A 22,220-nucleotide genomic window follows, 5' to 3' on the forward strand; every position below is an offset into this window, starting at 1 on the left:
TCTGCAATGGTATTGCAAAGTTTTAAGCACGAATAAGTATTAGAAAGCATAACTTTCTAAAAAATCAATAAAAATTAAATTTTAGGAGGCTGCCAGATAGGATCGTAAACCTGGTAAGCAAAGTCGTTTTTGTGGAATAAAATCTTCTTTGAAAAATAAGCAGGAATCTGCTCGGGAATTTCCAATAAAGGATCCATTTTAAATGCTGAAACTGTTATCTGGCAACAGCTGCAGGCACACAGCGGAGAACAGATGTCTCCTTTTTCTTTTGAATGATTTTCCTTAACACTCAGGGAAACTATTTTGTTCCCGGAATTCTGTGGATGAGACACATCAGCACATGGCATCAATGATAGCGCCATGAAATAAATTGCCAGTATCCATCTTAAGAGGTTCATGGTACAAAGGTAGAGATTTTTTGTAAAATGAATTATTTATTGAGCATTTACCCAATATTCTTTACGGAAAAACTTATTCACAAATACTATACCAGTCCTTTATGATAAAAATAAAATTCATATCATTGAAAATAAAAAATAACTCAACATCAAAAAGCATATATGAAATATTCTCTTGATCACCTTTTGTTCGCTTCAATAAAAATGAAGTGAAACAACCTGACCTTTCCACTATAGCATACAAATAAAAAATTTTTGATTATGATTAAATATATTTTTTCAATACTCTGCATGATGGTATTTTTAAACAGCTGTGGACAAAAACTATACAAAATAGAAAAAGATAAATATGATGAACCCTTATTAAATGATAAAGTACAATATTCATTTAAAGAAAAACCTTCTGAAGAAGATTTAAAAAAAATTGATACTACCACATATTATGTTCAGGTCTTTGAGGGGAGATATTACAATGAAGGAGAAATGAAGAATCCAAGGATAATTATTTTTCATAATGATGGTTTTTTCAAGAATGAATCACTTATGTATTTTGGAAAATTTGATGAGCATAGAGGAAAAAATTCTGTTTATTACGGAGGAAAATATAGAATAAAAAATAATGAGATTTTTATCGAAGAATTCATTCCTGCTTCTCAAGGTAAAACAAAATGGTATACCAGGAGAGTAACTAACGGTAAAATAGATGGTAATAAGATTATTTTTAATGAAGGTTTAGTTTCCATTTTTGAGAAAAGAAAAACTTTGCCCGTAAAATAACAAGATCTTTAATTGGAGAGTGGATACTTTTCAATGACTTATACAAAAATTCTTAAAGACAAAAACCACCGCAAAAAGCAGTGGCTCAAAAAATCAATCTAATTATGGACTATATCTCATAAATTCGGGTTATTCTCAAATTCCCTTTGTGGAATACTGAATAAATAATAAGTACTGTTTGGGGTGAAAGCAGTTTTATCTGGGAAATCAAGAACGGAATGTCCTTTACCGTCTACTGTTTTCACGGTTCCGTCCGGTGTAGTGATCTGAACTTTTATCGGTTTGCCGTCAGCATCTACAAACGGTTTTCTTACTACTGTACCCTGCGTTCTGATGATATCTGAAAGGGAGAATCCTTCGCCGAATAATTCTTTTCTTCTTTCAATCAGAACGGCATCTACTACTGCATTCTGTGACAATGATCCAGAATAAATATTAGCATTTCTGGCAGATTTCAACTGGTTCAAGACTGCTACCGCTTGAGGAACATTTCCGTTTCTGGCTTCCGCCTCAGCTTCGATCAGGTACATTTCAGCAGCTCTCATGTACACAATATCTGCAATAAGGGTTGGCTTAAACTTAAATTTGGCATACCTCAGCAATCCTTCTCTACCTTTCTGTCCGTCCCATGAAAATAACTGGTATCTGATGTCATTGGTATCAAAAAGATCTTTAAAATAAGGATCCGCCATAAAGCTGTAATAATAACTTCCTGAGGAAGATACATCCAGATAATGGAAGGCATAACTTTCATCAGACTGTTCCTGGGTCTGTGCATGTCCCCAGATCCATTCTGCATTGTTGATATCATTGAATCCATCCTTATATTTTTCCGGAGCCATAAGAGAAAATCCTTCCCTTGCGATTTTTGCTGATGCTGAAGCTTTGCTCCATTCTCCTGTATTCAGGTAAGTTCTTGCTAAAAGTCCGTTCACCACAGAACGGTTGATCTTATCCTTATTATTTCTTGTATAATTTTTCAATAGGTTATCGGCGTCGGTAAGATCACTTTTAATCAATGTATAGATTTCTTCAAGGCTTGCTCTCTTCTTCCCTACTGTGCTTGTTGTGGAAGGTTCTGTATAAATCGGGGCTGTCAATGCTGATTTGTCTTTAAGATAGCTGAACTGATAAAAGCTTGCCAGATTCAGGTAACAGAAAGCACGTAAGGCTTTTGCCTGGCCTTTCACCTGATCCTTTTTCTCCTGGCTGCCTTCTGTGCCATCAATTCTTGTAATCACATTATTCATATTATTGATAGTGGAATACAACATAGTCCAGATAAACAGCGGGCGGCTTGCTGTACTGTTAACCATTTCTGTAAAGGCATAGGTAGAAGCGAAACCATACTTATTGGTCAATACTGCCACATCACTTCCCATAGCATCACTGGCTCTCAACACAGTGGAATACCCGATATTGGCATAGGTTGTTCCGTCATTATTAAACTTTGCCCAGGTACCGTTCACTACCGTCTCAGCACTTTCGGCTGTTTTGAAAACTTCTACACTGCTGGCCTGATCAGTAGGAGCTGTATCCAGCTCGCTTTCGCAGCTTGCCAACGACAAAAATCCGATAAGAGCAAATGATATATATTTTAATTGTTTCATTGTTTCAATTTTAAAAGGTTAAAGAGTTGCCTGAAGACCAAAAGTGATCGTTCTCATGGCAGGATATCTGTAATACGTGGTTCCGTCCAAAGCCTGCTCAGGATCCATTCCTTTATGTTTATAGAATGTGAGAAAGTTTTCTGCCTGGATATAAATTCTGAATTTTTTCAATCCTATTTTCTCAAAATAATCTTCAGGAAGTGTATATCCCAAGCTTACATTTTTAAGTCTAGCATAAGTACCTGAATACAGGAATCTTGAAGACGTTGATGTCCAGTTATTTGTTGTTGTGCTCAATGCGGGAACATCTGTATATGGATTATCCGGTGTCCATCTGTTCAGAATTTCAGAACTCCACGCACGTCCTCCGGCACTTCCGTTATGCATAATGGAAGTATAATCGGTATCCAGAATTTTCCCTCCGATTTTGAAGGTCAATAATCCTGAAAAATCAAAATTCTTATAGGTGATACTTGTGCTGATTCCACCTGTCAGTTTAGGCAATGCAGAACCTTGCAATAGTTTTGTCGCTTTTGAATATTCTGAAGTTGTTCCTTCCACTGAGTTTCCGCTGGCATCAGTAGAAACTGTTTTCCACAATGGCTTTCCATTGCTTGGATCTACTCCAACCCATTCAGGAATAAAGAAATCGTACACAGAACCTCCAACCGTTAACAGCTTGGTTCCTACTACAAGAGAACCGCCAGGTAATTTTGTGACTTTATTGTTTAAAGTACTTAAGTTCACATCTACATTCCACTGGAAATTATCATTCTTAACCGGTGTTGTAAATAATGAAAATTCAAATCCTGTATTCTGAATGGTTCCGATATTGGCAGGATAATCACTGATTCCCAGCGATGGTGCCACCGGCATATTAAACAGAAGATCCTGGCTTTTTCTTTTGAAATATTCGATATTCCCTTTAACCCGGTTATTCAGAATCGCGAATTCCAATCCCACATTTAAGTTAAGGTTGGTTTCCCATTTTACATTATTGGTAGACGTTTTCTCCAATGTTGTTCCAGGTTCTCCGCCAAGGCTGATAAATCTGTACAGCTCCTGATAAGCATAATAAAGCGGCTGCCCGTTAGGTCTAAGTAATTTATCATTTCCCTGTCCTCCATAGCTGGCACGCAATGTCAACTGATTGAAAACATTCAGGCTTTTAATAAATTCCTCATTCGAAATTTTCCATGAACCTCCCACTGACCAGAATCTGCCCCATCTGTTATCTTTCGCAAATCTTGAAGAACTGTCTGCTCTTCCCGATGCAGATAAGAAGTAAGTATTATTGTAGTCATACTCTACTTTTCCAAGGAAACTCAATAAGCTTAATTTATTACTGTTTCCACTGAAACTTCCCAGCAGAGAAGCAGCATCCGGCTCATAGTAATAAGGCAGTGAAAACTGACTTCTCGTTCCTGAAATCGTCTGATAATCGTATTTATAGAATTCATGTCCTGCTAATGCATTAACATGATGCTTTCCAAACTTTTTATCATACGTCAGAATATTGCTGGTTGTATAGGAAAGTGTTCTGGTATTGGTCTTCGTCACCGAACCTCCGATTTCCGCACCTTGACCAAGTAATGGATTTGAATAATAATGTCCGTTATAATTCACCAGATCAACAGAGAAGCTTGTCTTGAATTTTAACTCCGGCAAGAAGGTGAATTCCATGAATCCTTTTCCTGAAAAGTTATCTTCTTTATTTTCGTTTTTGTCCAATGGCAGGGTTGCAGCCGCATTTTGGTTCTGAAGTGCATTCGTAGGCCTGTATTTTCCAAAATCATAGATCGGATTTCCGTCGGCATCCAAAACGTAAGTGCCGTCTGCATTTCTTTCATAATAAGGATAGAATGAAGGAATGAACCTTGCCGCATTGATGATATTACTCGCTTTTGAATCCGAAGAAGTAGGCGCCTGCTGAATACTGTTCGTATAGCTTAAGTTGACTCCAACATTCAGCCATTTTTTAACTTCGGAATTAATTTTCAGCCTGGTATTATATCTTTTAAAACCAGATTCAATGGCCATACCTTTGTCGTCCAGATAACCAAGGGAAAAGAAGTAATTACTTTTCTCACTTCCTCCGCTGATATCAAGATCCACCTGGTTTCTTGATGCCACTCTCTGTAAAATATCTCTCCAGTCGTCATTCCAGAGTGGTGATGCCCCTGACAATAATTTTCCATCTGTTCCCACCGGTTTTGGATAAGCAGTTCCATATGGGTTAATTCCAAGATTAGAAACAAGATTATCTGTTGCCATCTGAGCAGCCTGCTGAGAAGAAACTTTACCGGACTGATATCCGTTTCTTAATGCTTCCCAGTATAATTGAAAGTACTGATCTGTGTTTACCTGTTCGTAATCTTTGACAGCTCTTCCGGAGAATCCCTGGCTGATATTAAAATTAACTCTGGCTTCTCCTTTTTTCCCTGATTTTGTAGTGATGATAATAATCCCGTTGGCTCCTCTTGAACCATACAAGGCACTTGCTGTAGCGTCTTTCAAAACACTGATGGATTCAATATCACTTGGGCTGATAGAGTTAATATTTCCGTCAAAAGGAATTCCGTCTACTACGTATAAAGGATCACTGGAAGCACTGATGGAACCGATTCCTCTGATTCTGATAGTAGAAACCGCACCCGGCTGCCCTGAGGCACTGGTGGTCTGAATCCCTGCAACCTGCCCTTCCAATGCTTTGGTAATATTGGTTACAGGTCTGTTATTGATTTTATCACTGGAAATGGTGGCTACAGAACCGGTATAGCTGTTTCTTTTTGCTTTTCCGTAAGCTACCACTACGACTTCATCAAGCTCCTTTTCATGAAGACTATCTTTTTTCAGTCTGGAATTCTGTGCACTTACACTGGTGACTCCCAGAAAAAAAGCCGCAACCGGAGGTATCCAGGCTTTAGAATTAAATAAATTTTTACTAATCATAATCAATTTTATTTATCATATATTAAAATTTAACCCTTTGCAGAAAAGTCAGCAAAGGGCATCGATAAATACGATAAACCAAATGCTTATTTTTCCTTAAAAGGCTGAACGTAACACCTTGCCCTAAGGGTAGGTTGTTAAGACTTCACAGGGTCAGTTCCCTCCATCTTTCTTTATAAGCCGATCGAAATATGGTTGCAAAGCTAAAAACTTTTAGTCTACAAAACAAGTAGACTTATTATTTTTTCATGATAAATTTTTAATAATTAACATAAAATTTTAATAAAAGCCATAACAATAAGGAGTTGCAAGCTTTATCATTTATTTAAATATGACAAATATCATTGTTAAAAACTCAATTGAAACAAATCTACATCACATTGAAATTTTTGGCCATTAATTAAAAAAAGTTTTTAATTTTATGGTATGAGAGTTTTAATCATCAACGGGCCTAATCTCAATCTTTTAGGCACAAGAGAACCGGAAATCTATGGAAATGTTTCTATGGAAAGTTATTTGGAAAATTTGAAATCCGAGTTTCAGGCTCATGATATAAAATATTACCAGTCTAATATTGAAGGCGAGCTTATTAACAGGCTTCAGGAGGATGACTTCGATGCAGTAGTGATCAATCCCGGGGCTTATACTCACTATTCATATGCGATTGCAGACTGTTTAAAAAATATCAGAAAACCTAAAGTAGAAGTTCATATCAGCAATATCTATAAAAGAGAGGAATTCAGACAGAAATCTGTAACAGCAGCTAATACGGATGCAGTCTTATCAGGCTTTGGAATGGATGGGTATCGGTTGGCCTTATTAAGTTTAAAATAACTTATACTTTTTTATTTAACAACGGATTTCACAGATTTTCAAAGATGATTATGAAAAATAATTTATGAAGATAAAGGATAAGATTTACTGTAAAAGTATTGGCATATATTCCGGGCAATTAACAAAAAGAAAATCTTATATCGTTGAAGAAATAAATGCTGAAAATATAAGAATCTGGAATGATGAAGGTAAGCTCAGATGGTATTCTAAGTTTTATTTCTGCTTGGAGAAAGAACCGGAAATTATTTCCATTCATATTGATGATGAAATAGTAGAGGATACTGAATCTGCTATAGAAGTCACCATTGAATTTTCTGACAAAACAAAATATTGGATGACCTTCACTACTCCAAAGTATTTAGATAAAATATTGGACGGAAAGTCTTACTTTTCTTCAAAGCATTTTATGATTATAAAATATCTGACTGAAGAATCAATCAAATCAACAGTCCTGAAACTGGATGAACAGAATGAATTGATTGAAAGTTGTAAAAAATACTAATAAGAAAGCCTCATCAGTGATGAGGCTTTTTATATGTTAATAGATAACTATTAGATAGTCTGTTCCTGCAATTGAGGTCCTGAAGCTACTAATTTTTTACCTTCTTCAGTATCACAGTACTGCTCAAAGTTCTTGATATATCTTGAAGCAAGATCTTTTGCTTTTTCTTCCCATTCTGAAGCGTTCTCATAAGTATCTCTAGGATCTAGAATACCTGTAGAAACGTTTGGCAATTCAGTAGGAATTTCAAGGTTCATGATCGGAACCTGAGTTTTAGGAGCATTGTCAATAGAACCGTCAATGATGGCATCAATGATTGCTCTGGTATCTTTCAGAGAAATTCTCTTTCCGGTACCATTCCAACCTGTGTTCACCAGATAAGCTTTAGCTCCGTGCTCCTTCATTTTACCGATTAATGTTTTAGAATACATTGTTGGGTGCAATGTAAGGAACGCTTCACCAAATGCAGGAGAGAAAGATGGCTGAGGTTCAGTAATTCCCCTTTCAGTTCCTGCTAATTTTGATGTATAACCGCAAAGGAAGTGGTATTGAGCCTGATCTTCATTCAGGATAGAAACCGGAGGAAGTACTCCGAATGCATCTGCTGAAAGATAAACGATCTTTTTGGCATGACCTGCTTTGGAAGGCAATACAATTTTGTTGATATGATAAATCGGATAAGAAACTCTTGTGTTCTCAGTGATAGATCCGTCTGTATAATCCGCTACTCCATTGTTAACAACAACGTTTTCAAGAAGTGCATCTCTCTTGATGGCAGCAAAGATATCCGGTTCTTTTTCTGCAGATAAGTCGATAACTTTAGCGTAGCATCCGCCTTCATAGTTGAATACTCCGTTATTATCCCATCCGTGCTCATCGTCACCGATAAGGTATCTTTTAGGATCTGCTGATAAAGTTGTTTTACCAGTTCCTGAAAGACCAAAGAATAAAGCTACATCACCTTTTTCTCCTACGTTTGCAGAACAGTGCATTGAAGCCATCCCTTTTAATGGAAGATAGTAGTTCATCATAGCGAACATCCCTTTCTTCATCTCACCTCCATACCATGTACCTCCGATGATCTGTAGTTTTTCAGTAAGGTTGAACATGATGAAGTTCTCAGAATTTAATCCCTGAGCTTCCCAGTTCGGGTTGGTAGTTTTTGATCCGTTGATTACTGTGAAATCCGGCTCGCCAAAGTTTTCAAGCTCATAGTGAGAAGGACGAATGAACATATTAGTAACAAAATGTGCCTGCCATGCTACTTCAACGATAAATCTTACTTTAAGTCTCGTATCCGCATTCGTTCCGCAGAATGTATCTACTACATAAATCTTTTTAGATCCGGCAAGCTGGTTCAGCACTAGTTCTTTACAAGACCCGAAAATTTCTGCTGTTGTAGGTAAGTTTACTTTACCATCCCAGAAAATTGTATCTCTTGTAATATCATCCTGAACAATATATCTGTCTTTAGGTGAACGACCTGTGAAAATTCCTGTTTTTACTGATACTGCGCCTGATTCTGTAAGCTCAGCTTTCTCAAACCCCTGATTTTCAGGAGAAACTTCAGCCTGATATAATTCTTCATAAGAAGGATTATACACTACTTCATAGTTTCCTTTAATCCCTAATTTCTCTAAATCCTGGATGATTTTAGTGTTTTTCATTTTACTTATATTTTCTATTTCTTTATTGCTTTCAACAAAAATAATATTAATTATTTGTTAAAGGTGGTTTAAATATACTGATATAAGTCAGAATGGCAAATAAAAAAACAGGATTGTAATGTATTGATTATAAACCAATTATATTTTCCCATTCAAAAACAGTTGTAAAACCTTTCTCCCAAAAATAGTTCTTATAGTCCCCAAATTTGGCACTCATCACAAAATCTCCACCCCATGCGCCTAAACTTTTGACAAATGAAGGGCAATCTGAGAAAAATTTTTCTTTAACTGTGAGTATTTCAAGAAAATCGGCAATTTTTCGCTCATGAATCACCATTAGTTCAGAAAAATTTTCCAATTCATCGCATAACATAATTTTCTTTGTGATATCCGAAAATTCACCAACCAGTTCCGGAGACTTCTTTTTTGATTTGTAAAAATTGATTCCTTCTCTGCTATCCTGCTTCTGATTTAAATGAATAAAAATCAGTTCATTTTTAAAGGACGGATTAAAATCTACTTTCTCATATTTTATCTCAGGTTTACTTTGGAAAAGCACTGCGGACTTTTCTTTTGCAACTGCAATGTCATATCCACTGCCTCCCAAACTGATGGTGTTAAGATGAAAAGGATCTATTTCAGCCCATTCCGCCAGGTTATTCATCAGGGTGGAACTGCTCCCAAGCCCATAATCCGCAGGAAACTGAAGATTTGTTTTTAAATAATAAGTAAGGTCTGTTTTGAATTTACTGTCAGAAAGCAGCTGAACATTTTGTAATGTTTTGGTAATAAACTCAGCGCTTGACGGAATATTGGTTTCTAAGATCTGCCAGTTTTTATAATCAATGACAGCTTTTAACCATAATGTATTCTGATGATAGGCTTCCCAAAGAATAAGAGATTTTCCATCTTCTTTTTCTTCAAAGAAAAACTCTTGTCCCAGCCTGGTAGGTACCGCTAAGACAAGAGCTCCATCGATTGCGAAATATTCTGAAGTAAGCATAAGCTTGCCCGGTGAAAAGATCGCGCTCATATTTTTTTATTTAGATTGCAGAAGTAGCTTCTACCGATCCGTCAATTTTTTTGATCAATCCCTGAAGGGTTTTTCCTGGTCCTACTTCCACAAAGTTAGAGGCGCCATCTTTAATCATATTCTGAACAGACTGTGTCCATTTTACTGGACCGGTAAGCTGAGCGATCAGGTTTTGTTTGATCTCATCAGGATTGGTTACCGCTGTTGTCGTGATATTCTGGTATACAGGAATAGTTGCTTTTCTGAATTTTGTCTTTTCGATAGCTGCTGCCAGTCTCTCCTGTGCAGGCTGCATCAATGGTGAGTGGAAAGCTCCGTTTACCGGTAACAGCAATGCTCTTTTAGCGCCTGCTTCTTTCAGCTTTATACACGCTTCTTCTACTGCAGGAGTTTCCCCTGAAATAACCAATTGTCCCGGACAGTTATAGTTGGCAGGAACAACAACCCCGCTAATTTGTGCACAGATTTCTTCAACCTTGGCATCATCCAATCCTAAGATTGCAGCCATAGAACTTGGATTGGCGTCACAAGCTTCCTGCATCGCTTTCGCTCTTTCAGAAACTAATTTCAAACCGTCATCAAAGGATAAAACTCCGTTGGCAACCAAAGCTGAGAACTCTCCCAAAGAGTGTCCTGCTACCATTTCAGCACCAAGACCATTTACGGCTTTTAATGCTGCTACTGAATGTATAAATATTGAAGGCTGGGTAACCTCTGTTTTCTTAAGATCCGCATCCGTACCGTTAAACATAATGGAAAGAATGTCGAAACCTAAAATTTCATTGGCAGATTCCATCAGATCTTTAATATCTTTTCTAGAATCATACAATTCTTTTCCCATTCCTACGAACTGAGAACCCTGCCCTGGAAATACAAGTGCTTTCATGTATTGAATTAAATATTATGCAAATATAACTATAATGTTAACAATATTCGTTTTAAGTGCTATAAATCATTTATGGTACTAACCTGATTACTCTGTAACCTGTATTTACATAAGCACCGTTAGCTTTAGATTTTACAAACTCAAATTTGGTCGCAAGCTGAGTCTGAACTTTATTCATTTGTTTAAAGATCTCTCCTTTTTTATTCTCTCTGGTTAACATGTCATTTACCACATCAAAACCTACAATAGCATATTTTGGTGGAGTTTTGCAGTATTTGCTTTTATAAGCAGCCAGAATTTCTTTCTCAAAGCTTCCGTCTGTATTGATCTTTCTATCCATCAGATATACAAGACTTGCCTGGCTCAGCTCATCCACTTTCTTCTCGAAAACAGGAGAATAGAACATACTGAAGGCTTTTATTCCCTGAACTTCTTTAGACATTGCAATTATTCTGTTGGCAAAAGCATCTCCTGCAGTATTATCATCATTTGCTAAAATAGCAATAACCGGTGCAGACTGTCCTGTCATCATATTCTGATCCGGTTGAATATCTGCCGACGAATTAACAATAATGATATTAGGATTTTTCACCGCTTTTTCAAGTCCGGCTTTAATATAGTTGGCATCTTCTTTTTTAGCATCTGCCACTATATATATTTTCTGATCTGAATACACTGCTTTTACTTCTTCTACAATCTTATCAGCATAGGTCTGATTGTTGGTTTCTACAATAATAAGGTTACTGTAGTTATAGAGTTCCGGAGAGTTGGCAAATGGTGCTACAATCGGGATTTTCTGATTTTTGGTAAAATCAAGAACATCTATTACATTGGATTTGAAGAAAGGTCCGATAATAAGATCTGTATTATCAGGGTTGATCTGCGTCAAAGAGTTTTTGAACGAAGCTTCATTCCCTGAATCCACGATTTTAATATCTAATTTTTGTCCTCCTCTTGCATTTCTTTCAATAGCAAGTTTAGCTCCTGTCAAAAAGTCAAGTGCCATTCCTCTGTACTGGGTTTCATTGGTGCTGTACCCGAAAGGAAGCATCAGGATAACGCTTAAAGCATCACCATTCTTCTTTATGTATGCAGCATCCTGCTTTTTGATTTTTAAAACCATTCCGGTTTTCAGACCATGTGAAAGATCCGGGTTAAGAGCAATAAGCTCATCAATAGAAACACCGAATTTATTAACAATAGAGAACACTGTATCTCCCTGCTGAACTGTGTAGGTAACATAATCATCACCTGCAGCAACAGTGGAGGCAGCGGTTGATTTTTCGTTGCCTGAATCCATTTTTGCTTTTGGATTTGAAGTTTCAGCAACAGTATCAGTATTATTGTTATTGGATCTTTTTATTGTTATGGTATCACCAGGTTTCAGTCCTTTTTCTTCCAATCCCGGATTTAAAGCATAAAGATCCTGCTGGCTGATGCCAAACTGTTTTGTAATTCTGTAATAATTATCTTTCGCCTGAATCACATAAGATTCTCCTTCTGCAGCAGCAGTGGTAGCAGATGTAGATGTAGCAGCAGTTGCTGTTACTTTTTCTACAGGAGTTTCAGCATGTTTTTCTGCTGTTACAGCCTGTTGCTCGCCACCATATTTTTTTATACTGGCAAGAGGTAATGTGATTTCGTCTCCGATTTTCATGTGAGAATCCAGTTCAGGATTCAGTTTTCTTAAATCAGTTTCGGAAATTCTGTATTGTTTTGTAATACCATAGATGGTTTGCTTTGGCAGTAAAACAATTTTACCCAGAGAAGAAGCACCTGTATTTGAAGTTACTTTTCCTGCAGGAGCTGTTTTTGTTACAGCCGGAGTGGCTGCTTTTTCTGATTTTATCGTTAAAACATCTCCGATCGCCAGTTTGCCATCTTTATGTTTTGGGTTTAGCTTCAGCAATTCATCTATAGTCATTCCATACTTTTTGGCAATGTTGTAAGGATTGTCACCTTGCACAACCGTATGTGATTTCTGGGCTGAAACTCCCAAAACCATACATAAACTGGATAGAATAAAAAACCTCTTTATCATATTCGATAATTATAATTTACAAAAATACTTCTTTAAAATTAAATGGCAACAATTATTAATTTTGAATCTTGAACCACCATTTCTTCCAAACAATTTTCAAGCCACGAATAGCCATAATCTGAAAAGAATACACTAAAGTTATATACCCTCTCCTGCCATGTTTTTGCGGGATGAACATCTAAAAACAGATTTTCAAGTCTTTCCAGCAATTCATTCTGTTTTATTTTTTCAGCATGAAGCAGTCGTTTTTTCATTCTTTTAAATGATTTCAGCTGTCGTACTTCTTCTGCCTTTACCATATTACCGAAAGATTTCTCTGTGGTTTCCGCAGAAGCTTTCAACGCAGAAAAATTGCTGATCAATACTTCTTCTTTTTCTTCCAGCAATTGTAGAACAGGATTATCTTTTAAAATCTTCCGATTCGTAAGTACCGTGAAATTTTGGAAAAAATCTTCTATTTTAAGATCAAGCTTTTTTATTTTCCCTAAGGTTTTTTCTTTCAGAAAAAGCATAGAATTTCTTGGAATCAGGATAGGAAAAGGAATATTGATTTTTGAGAAATAATCCTTCAGTTCCAGCCAGTACATGATTTCTGCATTTCCACCAATATAAGCCAGATTAGGAAGTACGTTTTCCTGATAAACCGGACGCATTAATGCATTCGGACTGAATTTTTCAGGATGATTTTCCAGTTCAGCCAGAATCTCTTCTTCTGTAAACTGGATGGTCTTATCCACAATGATATACTTCTGACCATTAAATTCAATTCTGTCTCTGGTGTCAGAAAGATAGAAAAGGTTAATTTCACGAGGGTTTACCTGAACCTTTCCATATTTCTCTGTCAGAAACTTGACTTTATCTTCAGAAGTTTTCTGTAAGCTGAAATGAAGAAGTTCATCTTCAAAAATCTCCTTCATCTGTTTTTTAAGTTCCTTAGAATCTCCATCCAGAATCAAAAGTCCGAATTCTGAAAAAAGACGGTTGACAAGAATCTTAATGGCTTCCGTTAAGGTGTTTCCTGCTTTATAAGCTTCCTTCATCATTAAAATCAGCTCTGTCCCGAAAACAGAATCTTTAAATTCTTTTTCAAATTCAGAAATAAAATAGGTATCACTGATTTCAATTCGTCCTACCGGGCCGCCGGATTTTCCGTTAGTTTCGTAATAGTTATTTTCAGTTTTAAAATGGTTGATCTCTGCAAAATCATGATCCTCCGAAGCCATCCAATATACCGGAACAAAATTAAAATCCGGAAAATTTTCTTTCAGATAGGTGCATGTCTTTATTGTCTGAAGAATTTTATATACAAAGAAAACAGGTCCGGAAAACAGGTTCAGCTGATGCCCCGTTGTAATAGTGAACGTGTTTGGCTGTTTAATACTTTCAAGATTTTCTTTCTGCTTTGAAGAAAGAGTAAGACTTGCAAGCTGACTTTCAAATACATCAGCCAAAATATTTCTTTTCTCTGATGTGAAAGAATCTTTCTTCAGATGAATCTGCTGTCTGAAATGCTCTAAGGAAAATGTGTTATTTTCAAAACCCTCAATTTTCTGATGTAAAAAATCTTTTACCAGCTGAGGAATACTTTCTATATCGTTAAATGATATTTTATTAATTGTTTTCAACTTGTACAGTTTTTAGTTGAACAAATACCACACAATTCCGATATTCAATCTGAAATCATACACCGGGTAATGTGGAAATGCATATGCTTTGTTGTTGGAGATCACCGTTCCTATCTGCTGTCCTTCTATGAAAAAGAACATTTTCTTCACCTTCATATTAATATAAACATCGGCGATAGGCTGTCCTCCAATTGAAAATGAATCTGCTCTTGGCAGAATGTATTCATTAAGAACCGGGAAATATTCTCTTGAAGCGAATTTAGAGAAATAATATACTTTAACCCCTGCCTGAATTTCTGCTGCTTTTTTAAAGGCCTGTGTCTGATAAAAGAAGTTGGCCCTACCGATAAAACCAGGTAAAGGAAGCAGTTCTTTATTGGTTAAAGTATTCTGGAAATGCACTCTTGTATTCAGGTGAAATTTGTTGAAGCTGAATGTGGCATCTCCTCCGATCTGAGAAATATTCACCGAATTATTACTTTGCTTCGGACTTCCGTTACTATCAAAATAAGTATAGTTATCAATTCTGAAGTAATTGGCGAAAAGCTCTGTTTTGAACCATTTCAGATTGATACTTCCTCCTACTTCCATTACAGACTGGTTCTTCGCATCTTCAAGATAATAATTGAAATTGTTATAAACGGAAGTATTTAATAAATAATTGAAAGAAGGATAGGCACTCTGGAAGTTTACTTTTGCATTAACGAAATAATCTTTGACAGGCTCAAACTTCAGATTATTGGTTGTTTTCAGATAACTTTTAAACTGGCTTCCGTTTGAAAATTCCAGGAATGAATTCAATTGAATTTTGTCCCAAAGTTTTACCTGCAGATTTCCTACAGCTCCAATTCTGTTTTCTTTCAGTTCGCCAGGGAAAGGAACACCATTCAGTGCAACAACATCTCTTATTCCTAATTTGATCATCTGATAACGTACCCCTGCATCCAGCTTGAATTTTTCATTATTAAAAATCAGGCTTACCGTATTGCTGAAGTTTTCGGAATATTTTTTTGTTGTCAGCGGGAAACCGTCTACCAGTTCAGCAGGGTCATTATACCAATAAGGCTCCAAGGCAGTTTGATTATAATAATATTTGTTCCCCTGATGAGAAATAATATGTCTTATACTGAAAGGGAATTTCCCGGAATTGAATGGCGTAAACTGATGACTCAGATAGTATCTTCTGTAAGAAAACTGTGAGCTTGAAGAGGCCAGATTTACCTGCGCATTTTGTCTGTTGCTATAATTACTGTCACCACTTTGAAACAGATTATCTTCGGTAATACCTCCACTCTCCTGATTATTTACATTCTGATGAAGATAATGGGCAAAAAGCTCATAATTTCCGCTTTTCGAAACATAATGACCTGAGAATAGTGTATTGTTATTTGCTGACAATGAGTTTCTGTAAAGTCCCTGAGAACGAAGTCCCATATATTCAAGAGCAAAGTTGAATCTTTTTCCGATGTTCTGAGTATAGGTTGATTTCAGAGCAGCACCGTTTCGCATGGCATTATGATAAATAAATGATGCGGTAGGTGTTTTTACGTCGTAGTATTTCACATCATTGGCTCCAATGATCATGTAAGATTTATTGGAAGGAAGTAATGAAAGATTTTCTTCCGGATTTACTTCAAATACAAGAGGATTAAATCCTGCACCAATGTTGGCAGGCTGCACTCTCCCAAAATTATCTTTATTATTTTGCTGTGAAAAAATATAGGTTTTATCAAAAGTCATTACGGTATCAAAAACTTTCTTTTCAGAAAACTGGGTCTGATACTGGTAATCATTAATGGTAGGCTTAAAAATTTTCAGGGAATCTTTTTTCCCGGAATCTATCACAAGGGTATCTTCTTTTTTGGGCTGAGGCTTTGTCTCTGCTTTATTCAGGACCTGAGCCTTGGCTATAAAACCTAAAGAGAAGAGTATGAAAAGGATGTACTTCATTATTCATTATTGTACAGCAAAAATAAGAAATAAAAGGACATAAAAAACCCCACAAAAAGATGTGGGGTTTTAGATATTTTTATTAGAAAAAATTTTAGTTTTTCACTAGGACAAATTTTTGACCACTAGCAGTCCCAGCATTACCTGAGAAAGTAAGAGCAGAAATATTTATACCACTAGTACAAAAGTTAACTGTCCCTGTACCACTTATATTCATATCACCTGTAGTTCCTCCATAACTAAAAGGTTGATTGGAAGCTACTGTGATATTACCATTATTCTGAACAGTAACAAGCATGTAAGATGTAGTCGGGTTGCTAATATAAGGATTGTTGGTTGACAATATCTTAAATTGATTAGCGGCAGGACCTGGCTGAATAGTAATTAGATCTCCTGGTGAATAATCTTCCCAAGTATCTGTTACAACCTTATACGTTCCAGTGAAACCTGACATATTAAATGGACATTCTAATGAATATTTCAATGTATGAGTTTGATTGAACGTAGCATTAGGCACTGACGAAGAAATCTTAAAAGTAATCGTTTTTTGAGTTTCCAGAGCACCACTTTCTAATAATTGTACTTTAAAGCTTCCAACCTTTTGTCCAGCAGGAAGATTATCCGTTTTATTTAGAATCTTAAAATCAACACCTTCTACTGCTGTAGAATTAGCAGCATCAACAGCAATTTTTACTTCTGTATTTTGCTTTGCTTCACTTAAAGTGGTATATACTACTGCAACCTCTCTAGATGTTGTTCCTTTTACTACTGTTGCCTCAGAGCTTTCAGCACCAAAACTCACAAAATTATCACCGTCATATACTGCATCGTCTCTCTCTGAACAAGCAGAGATCATTAATGCAAAAAGGGGAATACTTAAATATTTTAAAATTTTCATAGCTAAAATTCGCTTTTAATTATTAATAACCAGGGTTTTGTTGCACTTGAGGATTTAAATTAATTTCCTGAACCGGGATAGGCAATGTATACTTATGACTATTGTTCGGAAGGTTGGTAACCGTAACAACATCATCTGTTTGGTTTCTATCCATAGTAACACCTGCTGCAGTAGCCAATCTTTTTAAATCTATATATCTATGCCCTTCTAACGCAAGATCTACTCTTCTCTCTTTCAAAATATCAGCATAAGCAGCTGTAGATGATGCATATACCGGAAGAGGAGCTGTTCCACTGTTATATCTTTTCGCTCTTACTTGCTGAATTAATGTTGCAGCACCAGTAAAATTATTAGCCGCTGTTTCACATTCCGCTAAGATGAAATACATTTCTGATAATCTAAATACTTTTAAATCATTTCTTGTAGCAGCACTTGTTTTACCAGGGTATTTATCTACTACCAGTTGATCAGTATCTCTAGGAGAAGTACTTGTTAAATAATTAGGATCAATTATAGATGAAGGATCAACATACACTGATCTTCTAACATCACCTGGAGTTGTATTAATGATATTAAATAGGTTTCTACCTAAAGCCCACATTGGATTTCCTGTAATACTAGAACTGTTGGTATTCCATCTTGTTCCAATTGAACTTCCGTTTCCTGTAGCTAATCTGTTTAATGCGAAAATAATTTCTCCTCTTGCTGTATCATTCCACATTGTTGGATAAGCTGAAGCAGCAGTTAATGATAATCCAGCATTAGATATCACATCTTGTGCATATTGCTTAGCCAAGGTTGTGTTACCTCTGTAAAGATTAAATCTTGCAGAAACTGCATTTACAAATCCCTTATCTACGTAATACCTACCTGTAGGTGCATTATAAGCTAAAATACTTCTTGCATAATCTAAATCCGCATTAATAAAATCATAAACGTCTTGATTTTTACTTCTTGGAAGTTTTACATCAACTGTTGGTACATCTTTCAGGAGCAAAACACCTAAACCGTTTGGATCCTTCATATCTGGAGCGAAGAAAGTTTCTAATTGAAGGTAGCAGAAAGCTCTTATCGCTCTCGCCTGAGCAAGTATTGAATTATATTGGGCTACTTCGCCAGCAGCCGGAGTAACTTGTGCTGCACCAGCAAGCAATCTGTTCACACGGTTAATTACCAAATAATGTTGTGCCCAAATTCCTGTTGTTAAGCCTGTCGTAGGGTCTATAAAATAACGGTGAATCTCATATTCCTGACCACCACTACCTGCTCCAGGCTTTACCTCGTCAGTAAATACTGCAGAGAAATAAATATCATTATTAGTATCCATGTTGGCATACACAGATCCAACTAAATAATCATTAAGGTTTGATACACTTGTAAATAAAGTGGCATCATCCAATAACCCAGGCTGCTCTATATCAATAGCATCCTTACAACTGTTTAAAGTAAAACCAACTGACGATAGACATACTGCTATCACTAATGCTTTTTTATATATTTTATTCATTTTTTTCTTTTTTAAAAATCTACATTAACCCCTACAGAATATGTTTTGGGATTTGGATATACGTTAAGTGAATACGTTGTAATTGGCTCCACATCAAAACCTTTCCATCCTGTGAAAGTATAAATGTTTTCAGCTTGTGCAAAAACCTTAATAGAATTGATTGGCAAATTACCTAATGCTTTTTTGTCGAAAGTATATCCAACGCTTACATTCTTCAATCTAACAAAATCAGACTTGAAAAGGAATCTATCAGAAGAACCTTCTAATGTAGAATTCACAGCTGATAAACTTGGTACTGTAGCATTCGTATTATTTGGAGTCCAAGCATTCAATAGATCAGCTGAAACGTTAAGTCCAGATGCAGCATAAGAAGGATTCATTACCCAAGAATATAGGTTATCATAAATATATCCTCCTTTCTGATAAGAAAATAAAGCATCTACAAAGAATCCGTCATGTTGGAAATTAAATCCAAACCCACCTGTATACTTAGGCATAGGGCTTTTTCCTGTAAGTCTTCTATCACCTGCAGTTGGCGTTTGAGTTACATTTCCATTTATGTCTAAAAATAACTGCTCTCCGTTAGCTGGATTAACTCCTACATAAGGATAAAGCTGCCATTGATCTGCTGGTCCTCCAATACCATCAACAAAATCACCAGTAAGATCAGGAGCTTCCATGCTGATAATCTTGTTAGAGTTATACCCCACATTCCCAAATACAGATAGTTTTGTATTCGCTTTTCTTAGTATGTGAACTCTTAGTGATCCTTCAACCCCTTTGTTATCCATAACGCCATTATTTCCTCTTAATGAACCTTGACCTGTAACATAAGTTACCGGAATAGAGTTAAATAATCTTGATGTTCTTTTTTGATAATAGTCAAAAGTACCTTCTACCAACCCTTTATAGTTGAAATCTACTCCTAAATCGAGTTGCTTTACTTCTTCCCATTTTAGATTCTGGTTTCCAAGGTTTGCCAAATAATATCCAGGTAAGCTTTGGTAAGCCGGAGCTGTAGTAGGGTTCGGTCCATTATAATCTAAATATGAAGAAGGACCTACTGTTAATACATTGGTATTATTAGTAACTGTAAATAAGTTTTGGTTACCTGTTGTTCCGAGTGAAGCTCTTAGTTTCAATAAATTGAACCCAGATCCTTCCATAAAGTTTTCTTTATCAATATTCCATCTTCCTGCTACTGACCAGAAAGTTTCCCATCTGTTATCTTTAGGGAATCTGTATGATCCATCTCTTCTTATCACCCCAGACACACCATATTTTCCTTGGTAGTCATAATCTACAGTTCCAAAATAAGCCAGCGTTCCTGCAGTAACCTTCAATGCACTTGCAGAAGGACGGTAGATATTTGGTGTAGCAGGGTTAAAAGGAACATATCCGGTTCCTGCACCGAATTCCCAAACTAAAGGATCAAGACCGTTCTGCTGTTGAGTATAACTTTGCCAGTTTACTTTAATATAATCTAGATAAGCAGCAGCAGTAATAGTATGATCACCAAATGAATGGTTATACGTAATATTTGTAGTAGTATTGAAAGTTAAATCGTTTACAGTATTAAATTGCTCAAATCCACCATATTTTGCCCCTTGTCCTGCAGCTACTACTAAAGATAAGTAACCGTTTGCAGCTCTTGCAAATTGTCTTTGATAATTTTTATAATCAACACCCGTTCTGTTTCCAATACTTAAATCTGATGTAAGTTTGTAATTACCACTTACGTTAGCTGTTAAGCTGGTTTCCGTAAACTGGTTTCTAATACCCCCCATGATGTTATCATAAAGAATATATGCTCCGTTTCCGTTACCACTAGCCTGTCCAATCTGATTGAATAACCCTAAACCATTGCTAAATGTTGGCGCTGCTAAATATGGAGCGGAAAGCACTGTTCCAAATAAAGGATTCTGTACAGTGTTTGCATTAATATTAGCATTAGTTTCATCATCTAACTGATTCCTTTTTGAAAATCCCAGACCTATGATTGCACCGAAGGTTAACTTTCCATCGCTACTTTTCCCATTAAGATTATTTCTAAGCGTAAATCTTTTGAAATCAGTTCCACGAATGTTACCTTCACTATCTACATAACCTAAAGAAACAAAGTTGCTTATATTTTCTCCACCTGCACTAATTGACAACGTATGCTGTTGGCTCATCCCAACTCTTGAAAACAGATCTCTCCAGTCTGTATTCGTAGTGAAATTATTTATATCATTTTGAGACATTGTAGCTCCTTTTCCACCTCCCGCATTCTTCTGAACCTGTAATAATTCTCTTCCGGAAGACATGTTATAATCCGTTTTTGGCAAAACAGAAAAAGAAGTTAATGCATCATAGGAAATTCTAAGCTTTGAGTTAAACTTACCACCTTTAGTAGTGATTACAACAACCCCGTTAGCAGCTCTATTTCCATAAATTGCAGTAGCCTGTGCATCTTTTAGAATACTAAATGTATCAATATCATTAGGGTTTAAGTTTCTAAACTGTGACCCGGATGTAATGATACCATCAATAACATATAACGGATCCGTAGAACCATTTAAAGAACTAAGTCCTCTGATAATAATATTAAACTTACCAGATCCCGGAGATCCAGATGCTGAGTTCGCTACTATACCTGGAGCTGTACCCTGTATAGAGTTAAGAACAGAAATATTTGGTCTGTTCTCTAATGTTTCAGACCCAATGGTTACCGAAGAAGCACTAGATTTAGCTTTCGTAGATGTTTTGCTATAACCTAACACAACAATCTCTTCAATCTTCTGTTCTTTGTCTTTTTTAGAACCTGTCGTGTCTTTTTGAGCAAATACCATCTGCCCTGTGAAAAATAACACACCGGCTGTCAGTACACGTAATTTAACATTCATATTAACAAATTTTAATATATTTAATGGGCAAATATGTTAATAAATATTAACATCTACAAATCAAACCTATGATTAAACTACGTTTTTTTTAGGTATTTGATTTAAACTTTACAGAAATCAAATATGATTTCATAATTAAAGATATTTTTTATTAGACAAAAAATATTTTTTTTACACTTTATACACACTTTAACAAACAATTAATAATTAAAAAAAAATTATTTAGATTAATTATAAATTACTTTAACAAAAAAAAATAATTACACATTCTAAAAAAGTGGTTTTCACACTTTTATGATATAAATCCTGAATTCTATTTTATAAGTTTATATCCGAACTGTCATTGTAATTTTGAATACATCAGCATGGTAGTAATTATAACATTTTTAACATATTTTTAAAGTACTTTATAACTTCTTCATGTTAAGAATCTATCTCCATTTATTTTAAGTATACTTCCTATAATTTTCAGAGAAAAGAGTTATTCGGCTAATGAGTGCTTCTCAGCAAATCGTTGGTAAAAAAACTAATCTAAAAAAGACAGAGGCAAAAAGCTATAAAATATTCAAGTTAACACAGACCATTGACAAGTTATCCGTTTTGTAAGTCAAATAGATCGTAGTTGTATTCTTTGCTCTACCTCGACAATCATCGA

General features: G+C 35.9%; 15 protein-coding genes and 1 riboswitch. Of the genes, 3 read left to right on the forward strand and 12 right to left on the reverse strand.

The genetic code is table 11. The features are described 5' to 3' along the window. Positions 1–74: 74 nt before the first annotated feature. Complete coding sequence (locus tag JNG87_RS03120) at positions 75–398, reverse strand: DUF6660 family protein (protein WP_202841630.1); 324 nt, start codon at positions 396–398, stop codon at positions 75–77. A gap of 261 nt (positions 399–659) precedes the next feature. Here JNG87_RS03120 and JNG87_RS03125 point away from each other — a divergent pair, with 261 nt between their 5' ends. Continuing rightward, the gene (locus JNG87_RS03125; protein WP_202841631.1) at positions 660–1,175 is read left to right on the forward strand and encodes a hypothetical protein; all 516 of its coding nucleotides are present in this window, start codon (positions 660–662) and stop codon (positions 1,173–1,175) included. A gap of 116 nt (positions 1,176–1,291) precedes the next feature. On the opposite strand, the gene JNG87_RS03130 is transcribed toward JNG87_RS03125, so the two are convergent. Both JNG87_RS03130 and JNG87_RS03135 read right to left on the reverse strand, forming a co-directional pair. Then, positions 1,292–2,785, reverse strand: a complete 1,494-nt coding sequence (locus JNG87_RS03130) for a RagB/SusD family nutrient uptake outer membrane protein (protein WP_202841632.1) — start codon at positions 2,783–2,785, stop codon at positions 1,292–1,294. Positions 2,786–2,803: 18 nt separating this feature from the next. Beyond that, a complete protein-coding gene (locus JNG87_RS03135) occupies positions 2,804–5,737 on the reverse strand; it encodes a SusC/RagA family TonB-linked outer membrane protein (protein ID WP_202841633.1) in 2,934 nt (977 codons plus the stop codon). A gap of 83 nt (positions 5,738–5,820) precedes the next feature. Next, positions 5,821–5,919: riboswitch (SAM riboswitch) on the reverse strand. 244 nt (positions 5,920–6,163) lie between these two features. Between JNG87_RS03135 and JNG87_RS03140 the strand changes: the two genes are divergently transcribed. Both JNG87_RS03140 and JNG87_RS03145 read left to right on the forward strand, forming a co-directional pair. Next, a complete protein-coding gene (locus JNG87_RS03140) occupies positions 6,164–6,571 on the forward strand; it encodes a type II 3-dehydroquinate dehydratase (RefSeq protein ID WP_202841634.1) in 408 nt (135 codons plus the stop codon). A gap of 64 nt (positions 6,572–6,635) precedes the next feature. Further along, positions 6,636–7,073, forward strand: a complete 438-nt coding sequence (locus tag JNG87_RS03145) for a hypothetical protein (RefSeq protein WP_202841637.1) — start codon at positions 6,636–6,638, stop codon at positions 7,071–7,073. A gap of 50 nt (positions 7,074–7,123) precedes the next feature. Here the strand turns inward: JNG87_RS03145 and pckA are convergent, their stop codons facing one another. The 9 genes from pckA to JNG87_RS03190 form a co-directional block, all read right to left on the reverse strand. Beyond that, entirely contained in the window at positions 7,124–8,740 is a 1,617-nt protein-coding gene (gene pckA / locus JNG87_RS03150) for a phosphoenolpyruvate carboxykinase (ATP) (RefSeq protein ID WP_202841638.1), read from the reverse strand. 127 nt (positions 8,741–8,867) lie between these two features. Next, a complete protein-coding gene (locus JNG87_RS03155; RefSeq protein ID WP_202841639.1) occupies positions 8,868–9,773 on the reverse strand; it encodes a GYDIA family GHMP kinase in 906 nt (301 codons plus the stop codon). Positions 9,774–9,783: 10 nt separating this feature from the next. Next, positions 9,784–10,659, reverse strand: a complete 876-nt coding sequence (gene fabD / locus JNG87_RS03160; RefSeq protein WP_137904380.1) for an ACP S-malonyltransferase — start codon at positions 10,657–10,659, stop codon at positions 9,784–9,786. A 70-nt stretch (positions 10,660–10,729) separates the two neighbouring features. Beyond that, the gene (locus tag JNG87_RS03165) at positions 10,730–12,700 is read right to left on the reverse strand and encodes a LysM peptidoglycan-binding domain-containing protein (protein WP_238349657.1); all 1,971 of its coding nucleotides are present in this window, start codon (positions 12,698–12,700) and stop codon (positions 10,730–10,732) included. A gap of 38 nt (positions 12,701–12,738) precedes the next feature. Further along, positions 12,739–14,325: a bacillithiol biosynthesis cysteine-adding enzyme BshC gene (gene bshC / locus JNG87_RS03170; protein ID WP_202841640.1), complete on the reverse strand. Its 1,587-nt coding sequence runs from the start codon at positions 14,323–14,325 to the stop codon at positions 12,739–12,741. A 12-nt stretch (positions 14,326–14,337) separates the two neighbouring features. Then, a complete protein-coding gene (locus JNG87_RS03175; protein ID WP_202841641.1) occupies positions 14,338–16,275 on the reverse strand; it encodes a putative porin in 1,938 nt (645 codons plus the stop codon). A 94-nt stretch (positions 16,276–16,369) separates the two neighbouring features. Further along, positions 16,370–17,173, reverse strand: coding sequence for a DUF4843 domain-containing protein (locus JNG87_RS03180; RefSeq protein WP_202841642.1), 804 nt, complete (start codon positions 17,171–17,173; stop codon positions 16,370–16,372). A gap of 22 nt (positions 17,174–17,195) precedes the next feature. Beyond that, positions 17,196–18,680, reverse strand: coding sequence for a RagB/SusD family nutrient uptake outer membrane protein (locus JNG87_RS03185; RefSeq protein WP_202841643.1), 1,485 nt, complete (start codon positions 18,678–18,680; stop codon positions 17,196–17,198). An 11-nt stretch (positions 18,681–18,691) separates the two neighbouring features. Next, positions 18,692–21,565 (reverse strand): SusC/RagA family TonB-linked outer membrane protein, encoded by a 2,874-nt coding sequence (locus JNG87_RS03190; protein WP_202841645.1) that lies wholly within the window; start codon positions 21,563–21,565, stop codon positions 18,692–18,694. Positions 21,566–22,220: the final 655 nt, after the last annotated feature.

The sequence above is a fragment of the Chryseobacterium cucumeris genome, assembly GCF_016775705.1.
GTDB lineage: Bacteria > Bacteroidota > Bacteroidia > Flavobacteriales > Weeksellaceae > Chryseobacterium > Chryseobacterium cupriresistens.